The sequence below is a fragment of the Pseudothauera lacus genome (genome assembly GCF_003034845.1).
Lineage (GTDB): Bacteria > Pseudomonadota > Gammaproteobacteria > Burkholderiales > Rhodocyclaceae > Pseudothauera > Pseudothauera lacus.
This window is the reverse complement of the sequence record NZ_PZKC01000010.1, coordinates 113,542-132,159: the sequence shown is the minus strand read 5'-3', so window position 1 is coordinate 132,159 and position 18,618 is coordinate 113,542. Positions and strand designations below refer to the sequence as shown.

Sequence of the window (18,618 nt, the reverse complement as noted above, 5' to 3'; positions counted from 1 at the left end):
CCGCGCTTCAGTCCTGCGCAGGGGGGCGGCCGCCGTCGGGGTGATCGCCGCAGGTGCACGATGGCGGCTCGCCGGCGCGCGGCGGCACCGGGTCGAAGCCGCCCGGGTGCCAGGGATGACAGCGCAGGATGCGGCGCAGGGCCAGCCACGAGCCCTTGAGCGCGCCATGGGTGTCGAGCGCTTCGAGGGCGTAGTGCGAGCAGGTCGGGTAGAAGCGGCAGCGCGGCCCCAGCAGGGGGCTGATGAAGAGCTGATAGAAGCGGATCAGCCCGCGCAGCAGCCAGCGCATCAGGCTGCCAGCGGGGTGAGGCCGCCGAGACTGGCGAAGATGGTATCGACCTCGCTGCGCGGCAGTTCGCGGACGATGAACACCAGCCGGCTGCGGCGGTCGTTGCACGGCGGGCGCTGCGGCCAGGCGGGCAGGGAGGACGGCGGATAGGCGACGTGATGGACGCACTGGACGACGCGCGGCAGGGGATCGCCGGCAACGTTGATGAGCCCCTTCACGCGCAGGATGCGCTCACCATAGACCTGCAGGATGAGTCCCAGGGCATCGGCAAAGCCGAACCACTGCACGGGCTCGTCAAAACACAGCAGATAGCTCTCGATACCCTCGTCATGGCGCTGCGGGGTGCCGGCCGGACGCCGTGGGGCAGCACCGCGGCGCCATGCCATGGGCGCCGCGGCGGCAGCCTGGGCTTGCGTGCGCAGGCGCTCCTCGCCCAGCCACTGCGCGACGTCGGCAACCTTGCCGCCGGGGTCGTAGAGCCCGCAGTCGAACAGCGCCGCGACACCGCTGGCCGGCACGCCGCCGCGCACCTCGATCTGCCCGGCGCCGGGATTGAGTTCGCTCAGTCGTTGCGCCAGTGCGGCGCGCCCGTGCTCATCGGCAAGGTCGCACTTGGTAAGCAGCAGGCGGTCGGCCATCGCCGCCTGACGCAGCACCTCGCGCTGGCTGCCGAGCTGTTCCAGCCCGTGGGTGGCATCGACGGCGGTGAGCACGCCGTCGCAGCGGTAACGCTCGGCGATGAAGGGCTCTTCGAGCAGGGTATGGATCACCGGGGCGGGATCGGCAAGCCCGGTGGTCTCGATGAGGACGCGCCGCAGCGGCGGAATCTCGCCGCGCAGGGCGCGCATGAAGAGGCCCTTCAGCGCCTTCACCAGATCGCCCTGGACGCTGCAGCACACGCAGCCGGAGTCGAGCAGGACGACGTTGTCGTCCACCTTCTCGACCAGCAGGTGGTCGACGCCGACTTCGCCGAACTCGTTGATCAGCACCGCCGCGCCCGCCGCCTCGGGCTGTGCCAGCAGCCAGTTCAGCAGCGTGGTCTTGCCGGCACCGAGAAAGCCGGTGAGCACGCTCACCGGCACACGCCGGTCGGCCGCAGCCACCGACGCAGCGGCCATCTCAGCCGCCATGCATCTTCTTGAGCTTTTCGCGGCGCTCCTGCGCTTCCAGGCACAGCGTCGCGGTCGGGCGGGCCAGCAGCCGGCCGATGCCGATCGGCTCGCCGGTCTCTTCGCACCAGCCGTAGTCGCCGGTATCGATGCGGGCGATGGCTTCCTCGATCTTCTTCAGCAGCTTGCGCTCGCGGTCACGCACGCGCAGTTCGAGGGTGTGCTCTTCCTCGACGCTGGCGCGGTCGGAGGGATCGGGCGTGGCCTCGTTCTCCTGCAGGTGCGTGGTGGTCTCGTGAGCGTTCTCCAGCAACTGGTTCATCTCGTCCTGCAGACGGTTGCGGAAGAAGGCCAGCTGGGCGGGCGACATGTACTCGTCGGCCGGCGCCGAGAGCATCTCCTGCTCGGTCGGCAGGGCGGTTGCGGTCGCGTTCATCGTTGCTCCGTTTCTGATTCGGTATCGTTGTGCCGGACCATGCCCGGTCTCCCTGGCACCCCCGGGCGGGAGCGCCTAGCCCGGCATTGTAGCGGCAGGTTCCGTTCAGGGGGTGGCTTACGATGCCGCCGCCGTCGATCAGGCCGGCAAGGACGCGGCCGTATCCCCCGCCAGCGCCGCCGCAAACAGCGCTCCGAGGCGGGCCACGCCTTCCTCGATGAGTGCCTGCGGCACGGTGACGAAGGCCAGCCGCAGGGTGTTGACCGGCCCCTCGCCGGCATAGAAGGCCGCCCCCGGCACGTAGGCGACATTGCGCGCCACCGCGGCGTCGAGCAGCGCCCCGGCGTCGAGCCCGGCGGGCAGGGTGAGCCAGATGAACATGCCGCCCTGCGGACGGTTCCAGCTCACCCCGGCGGGCATGTGGCGTTCCAGCGCGCCCAGCATCGCTGCGCACTGCCCGGCGTAGAGCGCGCGGACGCTGTCGAGGTGGGTATCGAGGAGACCGTCGCGCACCGTCTCCCAGGCCAGCAGCTGGGCAACGCTGGGGGTGTGCAGATCGCTGGCCTGCTTGGCCTGCACGAGTTTGCCGAAAAGCGCCGGCGGGGCGATCAGGTAGCCCAGACGCAGACCGGGGGCGAGCACCTTGGAGAAGCTCCCCAGATACACCACCCCGTTCGGCGCCAGGCTGCGCAGTGAAGGCAGGTGCTCGCCGTCGTAGGCCAGTTCGCCATAGGGGTCGTCCTCCACCACCGGCAGCCCCAGCGCCGCGGCGCGCGCCACCAGCTCCTGCCGGCGGGCCAGCGGCATGCGTCGCCCGGTGGGGTTCTGGAAGTTCGGCTGGACGTAGATGAAGCGCGCCCCGGCAGCCAGCCCGGCGCTCAGCGCCTGCGGCAGGGGGCCGTCGGCATCGCAGTCCACGGCGCAAAAGACCGGCTCATAGAGCGCGAAGGCCTGCAGTGCGCCGAGATAGGTAGGGGTCTCCACCAGCACCGGGCTGCCGGCATCGATGAGGACCTTGCCGAGCAGATCGAGGGCCTGCTGCGAGCCGGTGGTGATCATCACCTGCGCCGCATCGACGCCGTGGCGGGCCGCCACCCATTCGCGCAGCGGCGCATAGCCCTCGGTGGGGCCGTACTGCAGCGCAGTGGCGGCCTGACGGCCGAAAACGCGCACGCTGGCACGGGCGATCTCATCGACCGGGAAGCTCTGCGGCGACGGCAGCCCGCCGGCAAAGGAGATCACCTCGGGACGCTCGGTGACCTTGAGGATCTCACGGATCGCCGAACTGGTGAGCGCTCGGGCGCGGCGCGCAAGGATGAAGTTCATGGCCGTCGAATGCCGGATGGCTGGAAATTGCCGAACTGCAGTCTAGAGCCGAACGCCTCATGCGTACCGGTACAATTTTCAATACAAAGCAGAAAACTGTGCCGGTGCACCTGGCCTGCCAGCCAACAATGCCACACCCTTCCCCCATCGCCCGCACCTGCGCGCCCGCTTGGGCATAAAATGCCTCCATGCCACCGCTCCCGCCCTCCCCGTCCCGCGCCCCCGTGCCCTTCCTCGCTGGCGTCCTGCTGAGCCTGCTGGCCGCCACCGTCAGCACCGATGCCGGCGCCGACGCCGAATTCGCCCGCTGCCTCGACGCCCTGCGCGCGCAGAGCAGCCAGCGCGGCGTGCACACCACCACCTTCGACACCCACGCCCGCGGCCTCAGTCCTGACATGGCGGTAATCGGCTTCCTCGACGCCCAGCCCGAGTTCCGCACCGCGATCTGGGACTACCTCGCCGGCCTGGTGGACGCCGAACGCGTCGCCGATGGCCAGGCCATGCGCGCACAGTGGGCCGACACCCTGGCCGCCATCGAAGCGCGCTATCGCGTCGATGCCGCCACCGTGGTGGCGGTGTGGGGGGTGGAAAGCAACTACGGACGCAACTTCGGCCAGCGCCCGCTGCTGCAGTCGCTGGCCACGCTGTCGTGCTTCGGGCGACGGCAGGATTTCTTCCGCGGCGAGTTCTTCACCGCGCTGCAGATCGTCGAACAAGGCCACGTCGACCCCGAACGCCTTACCGGCTCATGGGCCGGCGCCTTCGGCCACACCCAGTTCATGCCGTCCACCTTCAAGCGCCTGGCGGTCGATTTCGACGGCGACGGGCGCCGCGACCTCATCAGCAGCATCCCCGACGCGCTCGCCTCGACAGCCAACTTCCTCGCCCAGGCGGGCTGGCAGCACGGACAGCCGTGGGGCATCGAAGTCCGCCTGCCGGCGGGCTTCGACAGCGCGCGGGCGGGGCGCCGCGCCAAGCGCAGCGTGCAGGAATGGGCCGCCCTCGGTGTGCGGCGCGCCGACGGCAGCGCGCTGCCGGCTGCCGCCGAACGCGCCGGGCTGATCCTGCCCGCCGGCATCGACGGCCCGGCCTTCCTCACCCTGCGCAATTTCGACGCCCTCTTCTCCTATAACGCCGCGGAGAGCTACGCCCTCGCCATCGCCCACCTCGCCGACCGCATCGACGGCGGTGCGGCGCACTTCCACACCCCCTGGCCCACCGACGACCCCGGCCTCAGCCGCGCCGAACGCCGCGAAGTGCAGCGCCTGCTGCTCGCCCGCGGCTTCGACATCGGCGAGGTGGACGGCATGCTCGGCACCCGCAGCCGCCGTGCCATCGCCGAACTCCAGAGCCAGCTCGGCCTCGAAGCGGATGGCCGTGCCGGTCAGCGTCTGCTCGAAATGCTGCGCCGGCAGGACTGACACCCTCTCAGCGGATTACGCATGACTCTCGACATCGATCTCGTCTCCGACTTCGTCTGCCCGTGGTGCTTCCTCGGCAAGGTCCGCCTCGACAAGGCCATTGCCGAACTGCGCGCCGAGCGCCCCGGGCTCGACCTGCGGGTGAACTGGCTGCCCTTCTTCCTCAACCCCGACACCCCGCCCGCCGGCGAACCCTACCGCCCCTTCCTGGAAGCCAAGTTCGGCGGCCCGCAGGGCGCCCAGCGCGTGCTCGACGAAGTCAGCGCTGCCGCCGCCGGCGACGGCCTCAGCTTCGCCTTCGAGCGCATCCGCAGCCGCCCCAACACCCTGCTCGCCCACCGCCTGTGCTACCGCGCCCAGCGCCTGGGCAGCACTCCGGCACGGGTGGCAGCACTCACCGACGCACTGTTCCGCGCCCACTTCCAGCTCGGACTCGACATCGGCGACCCCGAAACCCTTGCCGAGCTGGCCGCCGGCAGTGGCGAACGGCGCGACGAGATCGCCGAATACCTGGCCAGCGATGCCGACCGCGAAGCCGTCCAGCGCATGGCCGGCGGCCTGCGCCGGCAGGGCGTGGACAGCGTTCCGTTCTTCATCATCCACCGCAAGATCGGGGTGGCCGGCGCCCAATCCGCGGCAGTGCTCGGCGCCACCATCCTGCAGGCGCTCGGCGAAGGCGGGCAGGCATGAGCAAGGCCCTGGCCATCGTCACCGGAGCGGGCAGCGGCATCGGCCTGGCCCTTGCAGAAGCGCTCATCGCGCGCGGCTGCCGGGTCCTCGCCATCGGTCGCCGCGCGGCCCTGCTCGACGCCCTCGTCAGCCGCCACCCGGCCGACGCCGAAGCGCTGGCGCTCGACCTCGCCGACGCCGATGCCCCCGCCCGCGTGCTTGCCGCCCTCGGCGGCCGCAGTCCGCAGTGGGTGGTCCACAACGCCGGCGTCATCGAACCCGCGGGACCGCTCGCCACCCTCGACCGCGAAGCCTTCCGGCGTCACTGGGAAACCAACCTCGCCGCGCCGCTGTTCCTCACCCAGGCCCTGCTGACGCAGCTGCAGGCCGGCGCACGCATCCTCCACATTTCCTCCGGCGCCGCCCACAATGCGCTCGCCGGCTGGGGGCCCTACTGCATCTCCAAGAGTGCCCTGCACATGCTCTACCAGTGCTGGCATGAAGAACTGCGCGAACGCGGCATCGTCGTCGGCAGCGCCCGCCCGGGAGTGGTCGACACCCCCATGCAGGCCACCATCCGCGCCCTCGACGAGACCGCCTTCCCGGACGTCGACGCCTTCCGCCAGCTCAAGGCGCGCGGCCAGCTCGCCACCCCGGAAACGGTCGCCCGTTTCCTCACCTGGCTGCTCCTCGACGCCGACGACGCGCGCTTCGGCAACCACGAGAACGATATCCGCAACGCCGAACTGGCACCCCTGTGGCAGACATGATCACCCTCTACACCTGGGCCACCCCGAACGGCCAGAAAGTCTCCATCGCCCTCGAAGAGCTCGGCCTGCCCTACCGCGTGCAGACCATCGACATCACCGCCGGCGAGCAGTTCGACCCCGCCTTCCTGGCCCTCAACCCGAACAACAAGATCCCCGTCATCGTGGACGCCGACGGCCCTGGCGGCACCGCACTGACGGTGTTCGAATCCGGCGCCATCCTCATCTACCTGGCGGAAAAATGCGCCCGCCTGCTGCCCGCCGAGCCGCGCGCGCGCAGCGAAGTGCTGCAGTGGCTGATGCTGCAGGTTGGCGGCGTCGGCCCCATGCTCGGCCAGGCCCACCACTTCCGCCGCTTCGCCGCCGAGCGCATTCCCTACGCCATCCAGCGTTACACTGACGAAGCAGCACGCCTCTACGGCGTGCTCGACAAACGCCTGGCCGCCCACAGCTGGCTGGGCGGCGACACCTATTCGATTGCCGACATCGCCACTTACCCGTGGATCGCCCGGCACGAATGGCAGGGCATCAGCCTTGCCGACTACCCCAACCTGCGGCGCTGGTTCGACAAGATCGCCTCGCGCCCTGCCGTCCAGCGCGGCATGGAGATCCCCCGATGAACACCTCCCGCTTCGGCGAACTCGAAGTCCTCTGTCACACCCCTGCCGGCCAGCCCGCGCGCCCCACCCCGCTGCTCTTCGTGCACGGCGCCTACACTGCGGCGTGGTGCTGGGATGAGCACTTCCTGCCCTGGTTCGCCGCCCGCGGCTGGACCAGCTACGCGCTCTCGCTCTCCGGCCACGGCGGCAGCCGTGCGAGCACGCCGCTCGACGCCTTCTCCCTCGACGACTACGTCGCCGACCTCGGCGAAGTCGTTGCCGCGCTGCCCGAGACGCCGGTGCTGATCGGCCATTCGATGGGTGGCATGGTGGTGCAGAAATACCTCGAACGCAGCGACGTCCCCGCAGTGGTGCTGATGTCCTCGGTACCTCCGCAGGGCCTGATGGGTTCGGCGATGGGGCTGATGTTCAAGAAGCCCAGCCTGCTCGCCGACCTCAACCGCATCATGGGCGGCGGCCAGCCTCAGCTCGACAGCCTGCGCGACGCCCTCTTCCACCAGCCCATCGACGACGCCACGCTGCTGCGCTACTACCGCCTCAGCCAGCCCGAATCGCACCGCGCGATCTGGGACATGACGCTGTTCAACCTGCCGCGTCCGGCGCTCATGCACCGCCCGCCGATGCTCATCCTCGGCGCCGAGCACGACCACCTCATCCCCCCCGACCAGGTGCTGATGACCGCCACCGTCTACGGCCGCCAGGCGGAGATCTTCGCCGACATGGGGCACGGCATGATGCTCGAGCGCGACTGGGAGAAAGTAGCCGCCTTCATCGCCGGCTGGCTGGACGAACGCCAGCTCTGATGCCATTGGCGTGAATTATTACCGCAGTCAGGGTTGATCCGTACTGGCAAGACGACGGATTTACCTCCATGATCGAAGCGAGGGCAGCCACCTGGGTGCTGCCCGCTGCCAACGCCTGCTACTCAAGTTATAGCCAGCAAAGCCGTTAACACAGCTGAACGGCAAGTGATTGTGGCAAGCGTTGCGGAGGCCATCATGGTGATCGTCATGGAAATGAGCACGGGCAGAGTCGCCGACCCCGAACCCGCCTACGACGACGAGATTCTCGACGCCGGCTGGCTCCCCCGCCCCGAGCCCGGATTGCAGCAGGTCGAACACTGTCGCACGCCGGAACGCCACCTGCCGCCCCCCGAGGACATCGACGCCTTCCTCGCGGCGATGTACCGCAACCAGGAATAGGGCGCCGCCCGGCGGCGCGGATAACCGGGCCTTTTCGGCCGCTGTTCCGCCCTCGCCCGCGGCACCCACGGTGGGAAGATGGACTCAGGACGGCCCGTGCCGGAAGGCGCGGGGCGCCTGCCACCGAATGGAGGCCATCATGGACAGGAAGGATCTCGCTCTCGTCGACGGCGCCCGCAGTGTCGACACCCCCGCCCAACCCTGGCCGGGCGCCGTGCGCGCAGCCATCAACAGCGCCATCCACGCCGGCTACCGCATCGGCCGCAGCGTCTGCATCGGCCATGTCAGCGGCCAGGTGGTGGGCTACAACATCGGCAGCTACGGCCCCTTCAGCGGCGCCAGCTACCCGCTGCTGGTGCGCACCCCCTTCGGTGTCGCCAAGTGCAGTCAGCGCGAATGCAGCCTGGGCAGCTCCGCCGCCGCCTGAGCGCAACTACAGGGCATGCACGCGGTCGCCGCGGGCAAAGCCCAGCAGCCCCCCGGAGAGGCCGCGGCCGAGGGCCAGCACCTTGAACAACTCCCCCATCTCCTGCGGCGCCGTGAGGCGCTGCACCGCACGCGCGGCGCGGATGTAGTCCGCACTCTCGCGCTCGCCGCGCCCCTCCAGACAGGCCAGCACCCCGCAGTTGTAGAGAAAATGCGCCTGGTTGGTGTAACCGTAGACCTCCAGCCCGGCATCGAAGCCGGCCTCCGCCACCGCGGTGAAATCGACGAAGGCGGTGATGTCGTTGAGCCCCGGCCACAGGAAGGGATCGCCATGGGCGTGGTGGCGGTAGTAGCACAGCAGCGTGCCGCCGGCGCGCGCCGGCAGGTAGTACTCCCCGCGCGGGTAACCGTAATCGATCAGCAGCAGGGCGCCGGCCTGCAGGCGGCGCCCCCATTCCGCCACCCAGGCACGTGCCGCCGGACAGATCTCGCTGACGTACTCGCCGTCCTGCGGCACCGGCAGATCGAGCGCGCGCGCCACCGCCAGCACCTCGCCGTGCGCCGGGCGGTCGGCCCAGCACAGCGCCTCGCCGGCCACGGCCACGCCGCGCTCGAAGAGCCCCTCGGCACGGCTGACCACCACATGCACCGGCATCACGTCGAGCACCTCGTTGGCCACCAGCACACCGCTGAAGTGCTCCGGCAGCGCGTCCAGCCAGCGCACCCGCGCCGCCAGATGGGGCACCTTGCGCGCCAGGGTTTCACCCTGACGCGCACGCAGCTCGCCGGAAAGCTCCAGAATGTCGTAGCGCTCCGGCAGGCAGCCGCGACGCTCCAGGTCGAGCAGCAGATCGGCGGCCAGCAGGCCGGTGCCGGCGCCGGCCTCGATGACGTGAGCGGCACTGGCCCGCATCACCTGCTCGACCTGGGCGGCGAGCGCCTGGCCGAACAGCGGGGTGAGCTCCGGTGCGGTGATGAAATCGCCGCCGGGGCCGAACTTTCGCGCCCCGCCGCTGTAATACCCCAGTCCGGGGGCGTAGAGGGCCAGCTCCATGTAGCGCGAGAACGGCAGCCAACCGCCCGCCGCAGCCACTTCGGCATGCACCAGCGCGAGCAGGCGCGCGCTCTGGTCGAGCGCGTCGGCGGAGGGTTGGGGCAGATTCATGGCGGCCGTCCGCGGTGAAAAGCCCGCATTCTACCCGTGCGCTGGCGGTGCCCCGCGCGAGCGGGCATCATTGACCGGCAAGTTGGACATCCTGATCAGCATTTCCTGGCGAAACCGATGAGTACTGCCCCCGTGATCCTGGTAACCGGTGCCGCGCGCCGCGTCGGCGCGGAAATCGCCCGCCACCTGCATGCCGCCGGTGCCAGCGTGGTGCTGCACTACCGCAACTCGGCCGACGCGGCGCAGGCGCTGGCCGACACGCTCAACGCCGCCCGCCCGCACTCGGCCTGGCTGGCGGCCGGTGACCTGGCCGCCGACGGCGCACCTGAAGCGGTCGTCGAGCAGGCCCTGGCCCGGGCCGGCCGCCTCGACGGGCTGGTGAACAACGCCTCCAGCTTCTTTCCCACCCCCCTCGGACAGATCGACGCCGCGGCCTGGGACGACCTCATCGGCTCCAACCTCAAGGGCCCGCTGTTCCTCTCCCAGGCCGCAGCGCCTCACCTGCAGGCGGCCGGCGGGGCCATCGTCAACATCGTCGACATCCATGCCGAGCGTCCGCTGCGCCACTATCCGCTGTACTGCGCGGCCAAGGCCGGGCTGCTCGGGCTGACCCGTGCGCTGGCCCTCGAACTGGCCCCTGCGGTGCGCGTCAACGCAGTGGCCCCGGGACCGGTGGAATGGCCCGAGGACGGCCAGTTCTCCACCGCCGAGCGTGCCGACATCGTCCGCCACACCCTGCTCGGCCGCGAAGGCAGTGCCGCCGACGTCGCCGGTGCGGTGCGCTTCCTGCTGCTCGACGCGCCCTACGTAACCGGGCAGATCCTGGCCGTTGACGGCGGCCGCAGCGCCCGCCTGTGAGCGCCCCGCGGCGACGCCGAAGCGGTCGAAGGCCGCAGCCAAGCGTATAATATTGCGGCCTTTTTCCCTTCCCGGACGACGCCGTGAGCCTCTCCCCCCAGACCGCCGAGAACGCGGACAACCGCTTCTCCAACACCTTCCTGCGCCTCAAGAAGAAGCTCGAACGCGGCGTCGGCGAAGCCATCGCCGACTTCAACATGATCGCCGACGGCGACACGGTGATGGTGTGCGTGTCCGGCGGCAAGGATTCCTTCTCGCTGCTCTCCATCCTCCTCGCCCTGCGCGAGCGCGCGCCGGTGGACTTCCGCATCGTGGCGATGAACCTCGACCAGAAGCAGCCCGGCTTCCCCGCAGACGTGCTGCCGGCCTACTTCGAGTCGATCGGCGTGGAATACCGCATCGTCACCGAAGACACCTACTCCATCGTCCGGGACAAGATCCCCGCGGGCAAGACCACCTGCTCGCTGTGCTCGCGCCTGCGCCGCGGCATCATCTACCGCGTGGCGCGCGAGATCGGCGCCACCAGGATCGCCCTCGGCCACCACCGCGACGACATGCTGGAGACCCTGTTCCTCAACATGTTCTTCGGCGGCAAGATCAAGGCCATGCCCCCCAAGCTGGTCAGCGACGACGGTCAGCACGTGGTCATCCGCCCGCTGGCCTACTGCACCGAGAACGACATCGCGCGCTTCGCCCGCGCGATGGAGTACCCCATCATCCCCTGCAACCTCTGCGGCTCGCAGGAAAACGCCCAGCGCAAGCAGATCAAGGCCATGCTCAACGGCTGGGCGCGCGACTACCCGGGGCGCATCGAATCGCTTGCCACCGCGCTGCAGAACGTGGTGCCCTCGCACCTCGCCGACCAGCGCCTGTTCGACTTCCAGGGCCTCACCCGCGACACCGTGGTAAGCGAGGGCGACACCGCCTTCGACCCGCCCGAACTGCCCGCCCCGGCGGCAGAGATCATCCATGTCGGCAGCCCCCGCGCGCCGTCCGTCGGCACATCAACGTGACGTGCGGCACTTGCGCGCACCGCAGCATTTGCTCATCATGATCCCCTTGCAGCCCCGACTCCCGCAGCAATAACAATACCGACAGCAACCGGACCCACTGCATTCCGATCATGAGCGAGCGAAACAACGCCTGCATCCTCGTAGCCGAAGTCACCGGCGGCGAAAGACTTTCCGAACGCCTGGGGGCCGACGAGGCCCGTCATGCGGTGGAACGCTGCCTGAACCGCATCGATCGGGTGATGGAGTCCAACAGCGGCACCCCCATCGAGCGCCACCCGGCCTGGGTCGCCTCGGTCTTCCCGCGCTGCGACGCGGCGGTGCTCGCCGCCTGCGAGATGCTCGAGCGGGTGATGAGCCTGCCGCCGACCAGCGGCGTGCAACTGGCCACCCGCATCGGCGTCCATTACGGCCCCCTTGAAGCGACCGTGCCGCCGCGCGGCATCGGCCTCACCCAGGCCCGCAAGCTGGCCACCGCGGCCACCCCCGGGCAGGCCCTGGCCAGCGCCCCGGCAGTCGCCCAGCTCTCCGCCCCGGCCCGGCACTTTGCCGGCGCGGACGGTTTCTCCGGTCATACGGTGAATGGTTTCGAGTGGCCGGTGTACGAACTCAGCCACAAGACCGGGGTGGTGAACTCGCTGCCGCCACCGGTACGGGTGTCGCAACAGCTGCGCATCCGCCACCAGCAGGCCGAGATCATCGTCGACGACCAGCGCCCGATGCTGCTGATGGGGCGCGAACACGGCAACGACGTGGTCATCATCGACCCGCGCGCCTCGCGCCAGCACGCCCGCATCGAGCGGCGCGCCGGCGGCTTCTTCCTGGTCGATCAGAGCACCAACGGCACCTTCGTAGCCCTTGAAGGGCGCAGCGAAAAGTGTGTCAAGCGCGAAGAGATGCTCCTCACCGGCCCCGGGCGCATCGGCTGTGGCTTCTCGGCCAACGAGGTCGAGCGCGACCTGGTGTTCTTCGAGACGCTGTAGGCTGTCACCCGTCCTGCGGGTGCAGGACCGGCCGGGGACGCGCACGCCCCCGCCCGCCTCAGCGCTGCCAGAAGTGCTTGCGTCCTTCCTGGATGGCTTGTTCGCGGCTCAGGCCGATGTCGCGCAGCGCGCGGGCGTCGAGGTCGAGCAGTTCCTTGCGGGTACGCTGGCGCCGCAGGCCGTAGAGCAGATGGAGGCGCGTCCTGCGCAGCAATTCGATGATCAGCATCTTCCTGTCCTCCAGAAGCGTTTGAGGTCATGACAGGATAGGCCGCCGGCATCTACGGATACAGCCTCAGAAATCAATTATTGTGCAGGGCACAGATGGCTGACACAGAACACTGTACCCGTTCCATGCCGGCCAACTGTGTCCATCTGCCTCACTGCTTCGGCAGCCGTCCCATCAGGTAGAAGGCCTCGTTCGGGGGCGTGCCGGTGAGGTGCACGAGGCGGTTGCTCATGCTGAAGAAGGCAGTGATGGCGCCGATGTCCCAGATCGCCTCGTCGTCGAAACCGTGGGCACGCAAGGCATCGAAATCGGCATCCTCGACCTCGCCGCCACGAGTGGACAGCTTGATCGCAAAGTCGAGCATGGCACGCTGGCGCGGCGTGATCTCCGCCTTGCGGTAATTGGTCGCCAGCTGGTCGGCCACCCGCGGGTGCCTGGCGCGGATGCGCAGCACCGCGCCATGGGCGACGACGCAGTACAGGCAGTTGCCGGCGCCCGAGGTGGCAACGACGATCATCTCGCGCTCGGCCTTGCTGAGCCCGACATCCTTCTCCATCAGGGCATCGTGGTAGTCAAAGAAGGCCCGGAACTCCGCCGGCCGATGCGCCAGCATGAGAAAGACATTGGGCACGAAACCGGCCTTCTCCTGCACGGCGAGGATGCGCGCGCGCACATCCTCCGGCAGCTCGGCGAGTTCCGGTACGGCAAAGCGGCTGATACGGTCAGTCATGCGGTCTCTCCTTGTCAGTGCTGCGCTATCCACCCGCACTCAGCGGTTCACATCCACCACCACGCGCCCACGCACCTGCCCCGCCATCAGGCGGGCGGCGGTGTCGATGACCTCGCCGAGGGCGATCTCCTCGACCATCATCTCCAGCACGGCGGGGTCGAGATCGCGCGCCAGGCGCTGCCAGGCTTCCATGCGCAGCGCGTAAGGCGCCATCACGCTGTCCACCCCGGCAAGCGTCACCCCGCGCAGGATGAAGGGCGCCACCGTCGCCGGGAAATCCATCCCCTGGGCCAGACCGCAGGCCGCCACGGTGCCGCGGTAGCGCATCGACGCGCAGACGTTGGCCAGCGTGTGGCTGCCCACCGTATCCACCGCCCCCGCCCAGCGTTCGCGGGCAAGCGGCTTGCCCGGGGCGTTGAGGGTGCTGCGTTCGATGATCTCCGCAGCACCAAGGGCCTTCAGGTAGTCGGCCTCCTGGGGTCGCCCGGTGGCGGCGACGACGCGGTAGCCGAGGCGGGCCAGCACAGCCACCGCCACGCTGCCGACGCCGCCATTGGCGCCGGTCACCAGCACCTCGCCATCGCCGGGGCGCACGCCGTGCTGTTCAAGCGCCATCACGCACAGCATCGCGGTATAGCCCGCAGTGCCAATGGCCATCGCCTGGCGGGCAGAGAACGCCGCCGGCAGGGGGACCAGCCAGTCGCCCCGCAGGCGGGCCTTCTGTGCCAGCCCGCCCCAGTGGGTCTCGCCCACCCCCCAGCCATTGAGCACCACCGCATCGCCCACCGCGAACGCCGGGTGGGTGCTCTCCTCGACGGTGCCGGCAAGGTCTATCCCCGGCACCATCGGAAAGCTGCGCACCACCGGACCCTTGCCGGTAATCGCCAGACCGTCCTTGTAGTTGAGGGTGGAATAAGCCACCTTGATGCTGACGTCGCCGGCCGGCAACGCGCCCTCGTCGAGCTCGGCAAGCGCGGCACGGTAGCCGGCCTCATCCTTGTTGATCAATACAGCCTTGAACATCGTCTCCTCCTTTTTAGACCGATCGTCTCAAATCGAACAAAAAAATCAGCGCGGCAGGCCGGCCATGAAACCGGCGGCGAAGCAGCGCAGCGGCGCGGCGCTGCGCACCAGCTTGGCACGCAGCACGGCGCCTTCCCAGCCAATCCAGAAGAACGCCGCAAGGGCATCGCAATCGGCTCCCGCGCGCAGCTCCCCGGCAGCGACGGCCTCCGCCAGGCAGGCGGCGAGGCGCTGCTGCCAGTCTGCGAACACCGCTTCCAGGCGGGCGCGGAAGGATTCCGGCAGCACGGCCATCTCCTGGCCGAGGTTGCCGATCAGGCAGCCACGGCGGAAATCGTGCCGCGCCATGCCCGCGCAGGCATCGTCGACAAAGGCCTGCACCCGCGCCAGCGGGGTCAGCGTGCGGTCCTCGAAGCAGCGCGCCAGCTTGCGGGCGAAATAGGCCGCGTAGTGATCGATGACCGCCTGACCGAAGGCTTCCTTGCTGTCGAAGTAGTGGTAGAACGAGCCCTTGGGGACCCCGACGCTGCGCAGCACCTCGTCGATGCCGGCAGCGGCAAAGCCCTTTTCGGTGAGCACCGCAGTGCCGCAGCGGATCAGCGCAGAGCGGGTCTCAAGGCCGTCGGCGGCACGCCGCGGCGGGCGTCCGGGACCGCGGCGGACAGGGGTCGGGGAACTCATGGGGAGATATTAGACCGGCCGTCTCGAAATATCCACCCCGGCCATCCCTGACACCCCCGGGAAGTGTTCAGGCGCGCGCAGCAGCCGTCACGGGAGCGACCACCTGCAGCGGCGGCACCGCCTCGACCCGGCGGCGCGGCACACCTTCGGCGTCGAGCAGGCGTTCGATGCGGGCGAAGATCTCGTGGCGGGCGAAGGGCTTCTTCATGAAGTCGTCGGCACCGATGCGGCTGCCGAAGAACTGCTCGGCGGCCTGTTCGTTGCCGCTGATCATGATCACCGGAATGTCGCGCGTGGCCGGATCGCGGCGCAACTGGCGCAGGGCGGCAAAGCCGTTCATGCCGGGCAGCACGATGTCGAGGAAGATCAGGTCGGGGCGCTGGGTGCGGGCATGTTCGAGCCCGCTTTCGGCGTCCGCCGCCTCCACCGTCGCACAACCGGCCGAGACAAGGGTCTTGCGCAGCGCGGCGAGGATGGTGGGGGAATCATCGATGAGCAGCACCCGCGTGCCCGGTGACGGATTTCGCCGCGGACGCACACGCCGGTCTACCCGGTTGCTGACCGCAACGATGACCTCGGCAGAAGAGGGGGGCACGGCGACCGGCGCAGCCGGCGCAGCAGGGGCGGAGGACTTGCCGAACACGGCAAGGAACTTGTCGAACAGACCCACGAGCAGCTTCCCTGTTGTGGGCGACCGGCCGCTGCGTGGCGGCTTCTGTTGTGGTTTCGCCCGGCATCCAAGACACGTTGGGGTATCTGCACGGAATTATACGTTGACCTTCAATTGCCGTCGTCATCGTTTTGATGACAGATGTACAATGCCGTCCGCATCGCCCTGCAGGGCCTCACCCCACTCTGGAGTCTCCCCCATGAAACGTCGCCAATTCCTGCTCCTTTCCGCCCTGGCCTCGGGCGTCAGTGCGGTCAATCCGGCCTGGGCGCAGTTCAACCTCGGCCGCATGCTCGACGCCGGCAAGACCCTGGTGCAGGCCGAGACCCTCTCCGACGCCGACCTGAAGGCCTACTTCGACCAGATGGCGGTGCGCATGGATGCGGAAAACCGCGTCGCCGGCCCCCGCGACCCCTACGGCCAGCGCCTGCAGAAGCTCGCCAGCGGCCTTGAGCAGTACGACGGCCTCAAGCTCGACATCAAGGCCTACCTGACCCCGGAGGTCAACGCCTTCGCGATGGCCAACGGCACCATCCGCGTCTACAGCGGACTGATGGACCGCTTCAGCGACGACGAAGTGCGCTACGTCATCGGCCACGAAATCGGCCACGTGCAGGCCGGCCATACGCGCTCGCGCATCCAGGCCGCGCTGCGCACCGAAGCGCTGAAAGGCGCGGTGGCAGCCTCCGGCGACAAGGCCGCGGCCCTGGCCGACTCCGAGCTCGGCGCGCTGTTCGAGCAGGTCATCCTCGCCCGTCACTCGCAGGCCAACGAGAACGAGGCCGACGATTACGCCATGCGCTTCATGAAAGCCAACGGCTATCCGCCTGCAGCCTGTGCCAGCGCACTCGACAAGCTCGACGAACTGAGCGGCGGTGCCGGTGCATCGTGGCTGTCCACCCACCCCAGCCCGCGCGAACGCGCCACCCGCATGCGCGCCCAGGCCTGAGGCGCGCCGGGCGGCTGTGCTAAATTCGGGGCGCCATGAAGCCCCAGCCGCCCGCCCCACATAGCTCGCCCCGGCGCCTCCACGGCTGGCGCCGGGTGGCCATCGTAGCGACCGTCACACTGGCGGCAGCCGTCGCTGCATACGCCCTGCAGGCGCAACGCGGGGGCAGCTCCGCCGAGTCGCCCGCAACGCCCGCGACCTCCACCCTGCGCATTGCCCTGAGCGCGGAGGAACGCCGCTACCTGGAAGGACTGGGTCCGCTCACCGTAGCCCCCGACCCGGACTGGCTGCCCTTCGAGTACTTCGACGAGCACGGCAACTTCAGCGGCATCACCGCCGATCTCCTCGATCTCATCGCCGCCCGCCTCGACATCCGTTTTTCCTACGTCGTGCCGCGCGACTGGGAGGAGGCGCTGGCGATGTCGCGCGCCGGCGAGGTGCTCATCCTGCCCTTCCTCAACCAGACCCCGGAGCGCGAGCAGTGGCTGGTGTTCACCGACGCCCTGCTGATCGAGCCCAACGTCTTCATCACCCGCGAGGAACACCCCTACATCACCGCCGCCGCGCAGTTGAGCGAGCGCAGCATCGTGCTGCCCACCGGCACCTCGATGGAAGAGCGCGTGCGGCGCGACTTTCCCAACCTGCGCGTACTCACCGTGCCCACCGAGAACGAGGTCTTCCATGCCGTCTCGCGGCGCGAGGCGGACATGACCCTGCGCTCGCTCACCGTCGCCGCCTACACCATCCGCAAGGAGGGCCTGTTCACCCTCAAGATCGCCGGCCAGGCCCCCGCCGACTACACCAACCACCTGCGCATGGGTGTGCTGCACGGCGAACCCATGCTGCGCGACATCCTCGACAAGGCCATTGCCAGCATCAGCGCGCGCGAGCGTGAGGAAATCATCAACCGCCACGTCAATATCCGCATCGTCCAGCCGGTGGATTACGGCCCGCTGCTGCGCATTGCCGGCGTGCTGCTGCTGCTCACCGCGCTGTCCTACTACTGGAGTTACCGCCTGCGGCGCATCAACACCGTGCTCAGCGAAAGCCAGAGCCGCCTGCAGGCCGAGATCGCCGAACGCACCCGCCTCGCCCACGATCTCGAACTGACCAGCGAGCGCCTGCTGCAGGCGCTGCAGGAAGAGAAGAAGGCCAACGTCGCCCAGCACCAGTTCCTGCGCATGATCGGTCACGAATTCCGCACCCCGCTGTCGGTGGTGCAATCGACCATGGACCTGCTCGAACTGGCCGGCAAGCTCGACGGCGAGGACGGCCAGCGCATCCGCGAGCGCCACCAGGAGGCCGTCGGCCGCATTGCCGGGCTGATCGACAACGCCCTCAGGCTCGACCGCTTCGAAGGGGCCAAATGGCGCGCCAACGCCGAACCCCTGGACATCGCCGCCCTCCTCGAGAAGGTCGCCGACTACGCCCGCCGCACCGACACCCGCGGCCATCACATCGAGGTCTGGGCCGAACCTGCCGTCGTGCACGGCGACCGCGAGCTGCTCGACATCTGTGTCCACAACCTCGTCGACAACGCCCTCAAGTACTCACCGCCGGGCAGCCCCATCACCCTGCACGCCGAACGCAGCGCCGCCGGCAACGTGGCGGTGCGCGTCTGCGACCGCGGCCCCGGCATCCCGGCCGCCGACAGGCCGTGGATCTTCAGCAAGTACTACCGCCGCGAAGGCCAGGAGGTCGCCGGTTACGGGCTTGGCCTCTACCTCGTCGACCACATCGTCCGCCTCCACGGCGGCACCGTGGACGTCGCCGAGCGCGCCGACGGCGGCTGCTGCTTCACCGTCAGCCTGCCCCCGGCGCGCTGAGCCGCCCGCCGGCCTTGCCGTACTGGCGGAACACCGTGCGGGCATCGGCGTGGGCACGGTCCAGCGTACAGATCGACGGATCGTCGTCATGACCGCTGAAGAAGTCGTCGGCCTGCGCGCGCATCACCATCGCAATGGCGTCGTCGTCGGCAACGTCGTACTTCTCGGTGATCAGCGTGGTGACCTCGTCGAGGTGCTGCTCGTAGCTCATCGTCATCGCGCCGCCCTC

General features: G+C 69.2%; 23 protein-coding genes. 12 read left to right on the top strand and 11 right to left on the bottom strand.

Annotation, left to right across the window (positions count from 1 at the left end):
- Window positions 1-7: 7 nt before the first annotated feature.
- The 4 genes from yidD to C8261_RS12775 all read right to left on the bottom strand — a co-directional run bounded on the left by yidD (window position 8) and on the right by C8261_RS12775 (window position 3,160).
- On the bottom strand, window positions 8-289 hold the full coding sequence (gene yidD, locus C8261_RS12790) for a membrane protein insertion efficiency factor YidD (RefSeq protein ID WP_107494106.1): 282 nt from the start codon (window positions 287-289) through the stop codon (window positions 8-10).
- On the bottom strand, window positions 289-1,407 hold the full coding sequence (locus C8261_RS12785; protein ID WP_235864917.1) for a CobW family GTP-binding protein: 1,119 nt from the start codon (window positions 1,405-1,407) through the stop codon (window positions 289-291). The genes yidD and C8261_RS12785 overlap by 1 nt, the downstream gene beginning before the upstream one ends.
- 1 nt (window position 1,408) lies before the next feature.
- Window positions 1,409-1,834: an RNA polymerase-binding protein DksA gene (dksA, locus tag C8261_RS12780; protein ID WP_107494104.1), complete on the bottom strand. Its 426-nt coding sequence runs from the start codon at window positions 1,832-1,834 to the stop codon at window positions 1,409-1,411.
- 138 nt (window positions 1,835-1,972) lie between these two features.
- Window positions 1,973-3,160, bottom strand: a complete 1,188-nt coding sequence (locus C8261_RS12775; RefSeq protein WP_107494103.1) for an aminotransferase-like domain-containing protein — start codon at window positions 3,158-3,160, stop codon at window positions 1,973-1,975.
- Window positions 3,161-3,348: 188 nt separating this feature from the next.
- On the opposite strand from C8261_RS12775, the gene C8261_RS12770 reads away from it, so the two are divergent.
- The 7 genes from C8261_RS12770 to C8261_RS12740 all read left to right on the top strand — a co-directional run bounded on the left by C8261_RS12770 (window position 3,349) and on the right by C8261_RS12740 (window position 8,266).
- Window positions 3,349-4,581 (top strand): lytic murein transglycosylase, encoded by a 1,233-nt coding sequence (locus tag C8261_RS12770; protein ID WP_107494102.1) that lies wholly within the window; start codon window positions 3,349-3,351, stop codon window positions 4,579-4,581.
- Between the two features lie 21 nt (window positions 4,582-4,602).
- Window positions 4,603-5,271 carry a DsbA family oxidoreductase gene (locus C8261_RS12765; RefSeq protein ID WP_107494101.1) on the top strand — a complete coding sequence of 223 codons (669 nt, stop codon included), beginning with the start codon at window positions 4,603-4,605 and terminating at the stop codon, window positions 5,269-5,271.
- The gene (locus C8261_RS12760) at window positions 5,268-6,020 is read left to right on the top strand and encodes an SDR family NAD(P)-dependent oxidoreductase (RefSeq protein WP_107494100.1); all 753 of its coding nucleotides are present in this window, start codon (window positions 5,268-5,270) and stop codon (window positions 6,018-6,020) included. The genes C8261_RS12765 and C8261_RS12760 overlap by 4 nt, the downstream gene beginning before the upstream one ends.
- Window positions 6,017-6,637, top strand: coding sequence for a glutathione S-transferase family protein (locus C8261_RS12755; RefSeq protein WP_107494099.1), 621 nt, complete (start codon window positions 6,017-6,019; stop codon window positions 6,635-6,637). The genes C8261_RS12760 and C8261_RS12755 overlap by 4 nt, the downstream gene beginning before the upstream one ends.
- Window positions 6,634-7,440, top strand: a complete 807-nt coding sequence (locus tag C8261_RS12750) for an alpha/beta hydrolase (RefSeq protein ID WP_107494098.1) — start codon at window positions 6,634-6,636, stop codon at window positions 7,438-7,440. Before C8261_RS12755 ends, C8261_RS12750 begins: the two co-directional genes overlap by 4 nt.
- A gap of 195 nt (window positions 7,441-7,635) precedes the next feature.
- On the top strand, window positions 7,636-7,839 hold the full coding sequence (locus C8261_RS12745) for a hypothetical protein (RefSeq protein ID WP_107494130.1): 204 nt from the start codon (window positions 7,636-7,638) through the stop codon (window positions 7,837-7,839).
- A gap of 139 nt (window positions 7,840-7,978) precedes the next feature.
- Window positions 7,979-8,266 (top strand): hypothetical protein, encoded by a 288-nt coding sequence (locus tag C8261_RS12740; protein WP_107494129.1) that lies wholly within the window; start codon window positions 7,979-7,981, stop codon window positions 8,264-8,266.
- A 6-nt stretch (window positions 8,267-8,272) separates the two neighbouring features.
- Here C8261_RS12740 and C8261_RS12735 read toward each other — a convergent pair whose 3' ends face one another.
- Window positions 8,273-9,430 carry a class I SAM-dependent methyltransferase gene (locus C8261_RS12735; protein WP_107494097.1) on the bottom strand — a complete coding sequence of 386 codons (1,158 nt, stop codon included), beginning with the start codon at window positions 9,428-9,430 and terminating at the stop codon, window positions 8,273-8,275.
- Window positions 9,431-9,547: 117 nt separating this feature from the next.
- Here C8261_RS12735 and C8261_RS12730 point away from each other — a divergent pair, with 117 nt between their 5' ends.
- From C8261_RS12730 to C8261_RS12720, 3 genes are all read left to right on the top strand, one after another.
- Window positions 9,548-10,288, top strand: a complete 741-nt coding sequence (locus C8261_RS12730) for a pteridine reductase (protein ID WP_107494096.1) — start codon at window positions 9,548-9,550, stop codon at window positions 10,286-10,288.
- Window positions 10,289-10,371: 83 nt separating this feature from the next.
- Complete coding sequence (gene ttcA, locus C8261_RS12725; protein ID WP_107494095.1) at window positions 10,372-11,301, top strand: tRNA 2-thiocytidine(32) synthetase TtcA; 930 nt, start codon at window positions 10,372-10,374, stop codon at window positions 11,299-11,301.
- A gap of 110 nt (window positions 11,302-11,411) precedes the next feature.
- Window positions 11,412-12,281 (top strand): FHA domain-containing protein, encoded by an 870-nt coding sequence (locus C8261_RS12720; protein WP_107494094.1) that lies wholly within the window; start codon window positions 11,412-11,414, stop codon window positions 12,279-12,281.
- 58 nt (window positions 12,282-12,339) lie between these two features.
- Here the strand turns inward: C8261_RS12720 and C8261_RS12715 are convergent, their stop codons facing one another.
- The 5 genes from C8261_RS12715 to C8261_RS12695 form a co-directional block, all read right to left on the bottom strand.
- Window positions 12,340-12,510, bottom strand: coding sequence for a DUF1127 domain-containing protein (locus C8261_RS12715; protein ID WP_107494093.1), 171 nt, complete (start codon window positions 12,508-12,510; stop codon window positions 12,340-12,342).
- Window positions 12,511-12,661: 151 nt separating this feature from the next.
- Window positions 12,662-13,240 carry a peroxidase-related enzyme gene (locus C8261_RS12710; protein WP_107494092.1) on the bottom strand — a complete coding sequence of 193 codons (579 nt, stop codon included), beginning with the start codon at window positions 13,238-13,240 and terminating at the stop codon, window positions 12,662-12,664.
- Window positions 13,241-13,279: 39 nt separating this feature from the next.
- Complete coding sequence (gene acuI / locus C8261_RS12705; RefSeq protein ID WP_107494091.1) at window positions 13,280-14,263, bottom strand: acrylyl-CoA reductase (NADPH); 984 nt, start codon at window positions 14,261-14,263, stop codon at window positions 13,280-13,282.
- 45 nt (window positions 14,264-14,308) lie between these two features.
- Window positions 14,309-14,944: an acrylate utilization transcriptional regulator AcuR gene (acuR, locus tag C8261_RS12700; RefSeq protein WP_107494090.1), complete on the bottom strand. Its 636-nt coding sequence runs from the start codon at window positions 14,942-14,944 to the stop codon at window positions 14,309-14,311.
- 67 nt (window positions 14,945-15,011) lie between these two features.
- Window positions 15,012-15,614: a response regulator gene (locus tag C8261_RS12695; RefSeq protein ID WP_107494089.1), complete on the bottom strand. Its 603-nt coding sequence runs from the start codon at window positions 15,612-15,614 to the stop codon at window positions 15,012-15,014.
- Window positions 15,615-15,813: 199 nt separating this feature from the next.
- Between C8261_RS12695 and C8261_RS12690 the strand changes: the two genes are divergently transcribed.
- Window positions 15,814-16,563 carry a M48 family metallopeptidase gene (locus tag C8261_RS12690; protein ID WP_107494088.1) on the top strand — a complete coding sequence of 250 codons (750 nt, stop codon included), beginning with the start codon at window positions 15,814-15,816 and terminating at the stop codon, window positions 16,561-16,563.
- 95 nt (window positions 16,564-16,658) lie between these two features.
- A complete protein-coding gene (locus C8261_RS12685; protein WP_219905203.1) occupies window positions 16,659-18,389 on the top strand; it encodes an ATP-binding protein in 1,731 nt (576 codons plus the stop codon).
- Here the strand turns inward: C8261_RS12685 and C8261_RS12680 are convergent.
- Entirely contained in the window at window positions 18,367-18,606 is a 240-nt protein-coding gene (locus tag C8261_RS12680) for a hypothetical protein (protein WP_107494086.1), read from the bottom strand. The genes C8261_RS12685 and C8261_RS12680 overlap by 23 nt on opposite strands.
- Window positions 18,607-18,618: the final 12 nt, after the last annotated feature.

What these genes read in the sequence shown, in the direction of transcription:
- yidD (WP_107494106.1), bottom strand. Translation starts at nt 289, where the DNA reads ATGCGCTGGCTGCTGCGCGGGCTGATCCGCTTCTATCAGCTCTTCATC.
- C8261_RS12785 (WP_235864917.1), bottom strand. Translation starts at nt 1,407, where the DNA reads ATGGCCGCTGCGTCGGTGGCTGCGGCCGACCGGCGTGTGCCGGTGAGC.
- dksA (WP_107494104.1), bottom strand. Translation starts at nt 1,834, where the DNA reads ATGAACGCGACCGCAACCGCCCTGCCGACCGAGCAGGAGATGCTCTCG.
- C8261_RS12775 (WP_107494103.1), bottom strand. Translation starts at nt 3,160, where the DNA reads ATGAACTTCATCCTTGCGCGCCGCGCCCGAGCGCTCACCAGTTCGGCG.
- C8261_RS12770 (WP_107494102.1), top strand. Translation starts at nt 3,349, where the DNA reads ATGCCACCGCTCCCGCCCTCCCCGTCCCGCGCCCCCGTGCCCTTCCTC.
- C8261_RS12765 (WP_107494101.1), top strand. Translation starts at nt 4,603, where the DNA reads ATGACTCTCGACATCGATCTCGTCTCCGACTTCGTCTGCCCGTGGTGC.
- C8261_RS12760 (WP_107494100.1), top strand. Translation starts at nt 5,268, where the DNA reads ATGAGCAAGGCCCTGGCCATCGTCACCGGAGCGGGCAGCGGCATCGGC.
- C8261_RS12755 (WP_107494099.1), top strand. Translation starts at nt 6,017, where the DNA reads ATGATCACCCTCTACACCTGGGCCACCCCGAACGGCCAGAAAGTCTCC.
- C8261_RS12750 (WP_107494098.1), top strand. Translation starts at nt 6,634, where the DNA reads ATGAACACCTCCCGCTTCGGCGAACTCGAAGTCCTCTGTCACACCCCT.
- C8261_RS12745 (WP_107494130.1), top strand. Translation starts at nt 7,636, where the DNA reads ATGGTGATCGTCATGGAAATGAGCACGGGCAGAGTCGCCGACCCCGAA.
- C8261_RS12740 (WP_107494129.1), top strand. Translation starts at nt 7,979, where the DNA reads ATGGACAGGAAGGATCTCGCTCTCGTCGACGGCGCCCGCAGTGTCGAC.
- C8261_RS12735 (WP_107494097.1), bottom strand. Translation starts at nt 9,430, where the DNA reads ATGAATCTGCCCCAACCCTCCGCCGACGCGCTCGACCAGAGCGCGCGC.
- C8261_RS12730 (WP_107494096.1), top strand. Translation starts at nt 9,548, where the DNA reads ATGAGTACTGCCCCCGTGATCCTGGTAACCGGTGCCGCGCGCCGCGTC.
- C8261_RS12720 (WP_107494094.1), top strand. Translation starts at nt 11,412, where the DNA reads ATGAGCGAGCGAAACAACGCCTGCATCCTCGTAGCCGAAGTCACCGGC.
- C8261_RS12715 (WP_107494093.1), bottom strand. Translation starts at nt 12,510, where the DNA reads ATGCTGATCATCGAATTGCTGCGCAGGACGCGCCTCCATCTGCTCTAC.
- C8261_RS12710 (WP_107494092.1), bottom strand. Translation starts at nt 13,240, where the DNA reads ATGACTGACCGTATCAGCCGCTTTGCCGTACCGGAACTCGCCGAGCTG.
- acuI (WP_107494091.1), bottom strand. Translation starts at nt 14,263, where the DNA reads ATGTTCAAGGCTGTATTGATCAACAAGGATGAGGCCGGCTACCGTGCC.
- acuR (WP_107494090.1), bottom strand. Translation starts at nt 14,944, where the DNA reads ATGAGTTCCCCGACCCCTGTCCGCCGCGGTCCCGGACGCCCGCCGCGG.
- C8261_RS12690 (WP_107494088.1), top strand. Translation starts at nt 15,814, where the DNA reads ATGAAACGTCGCCAATTCCTGCTCCTTTCCGCCCTGGCCTCGGGCGTC.
- C8261_RS12680 (WP_107494086.1), bottom strand. Translation starts at nt 18,606, where the DNA reads ATGACGATGAGCTACGAGCAGCACCTCGACGAGGTCACCACGCTGATC.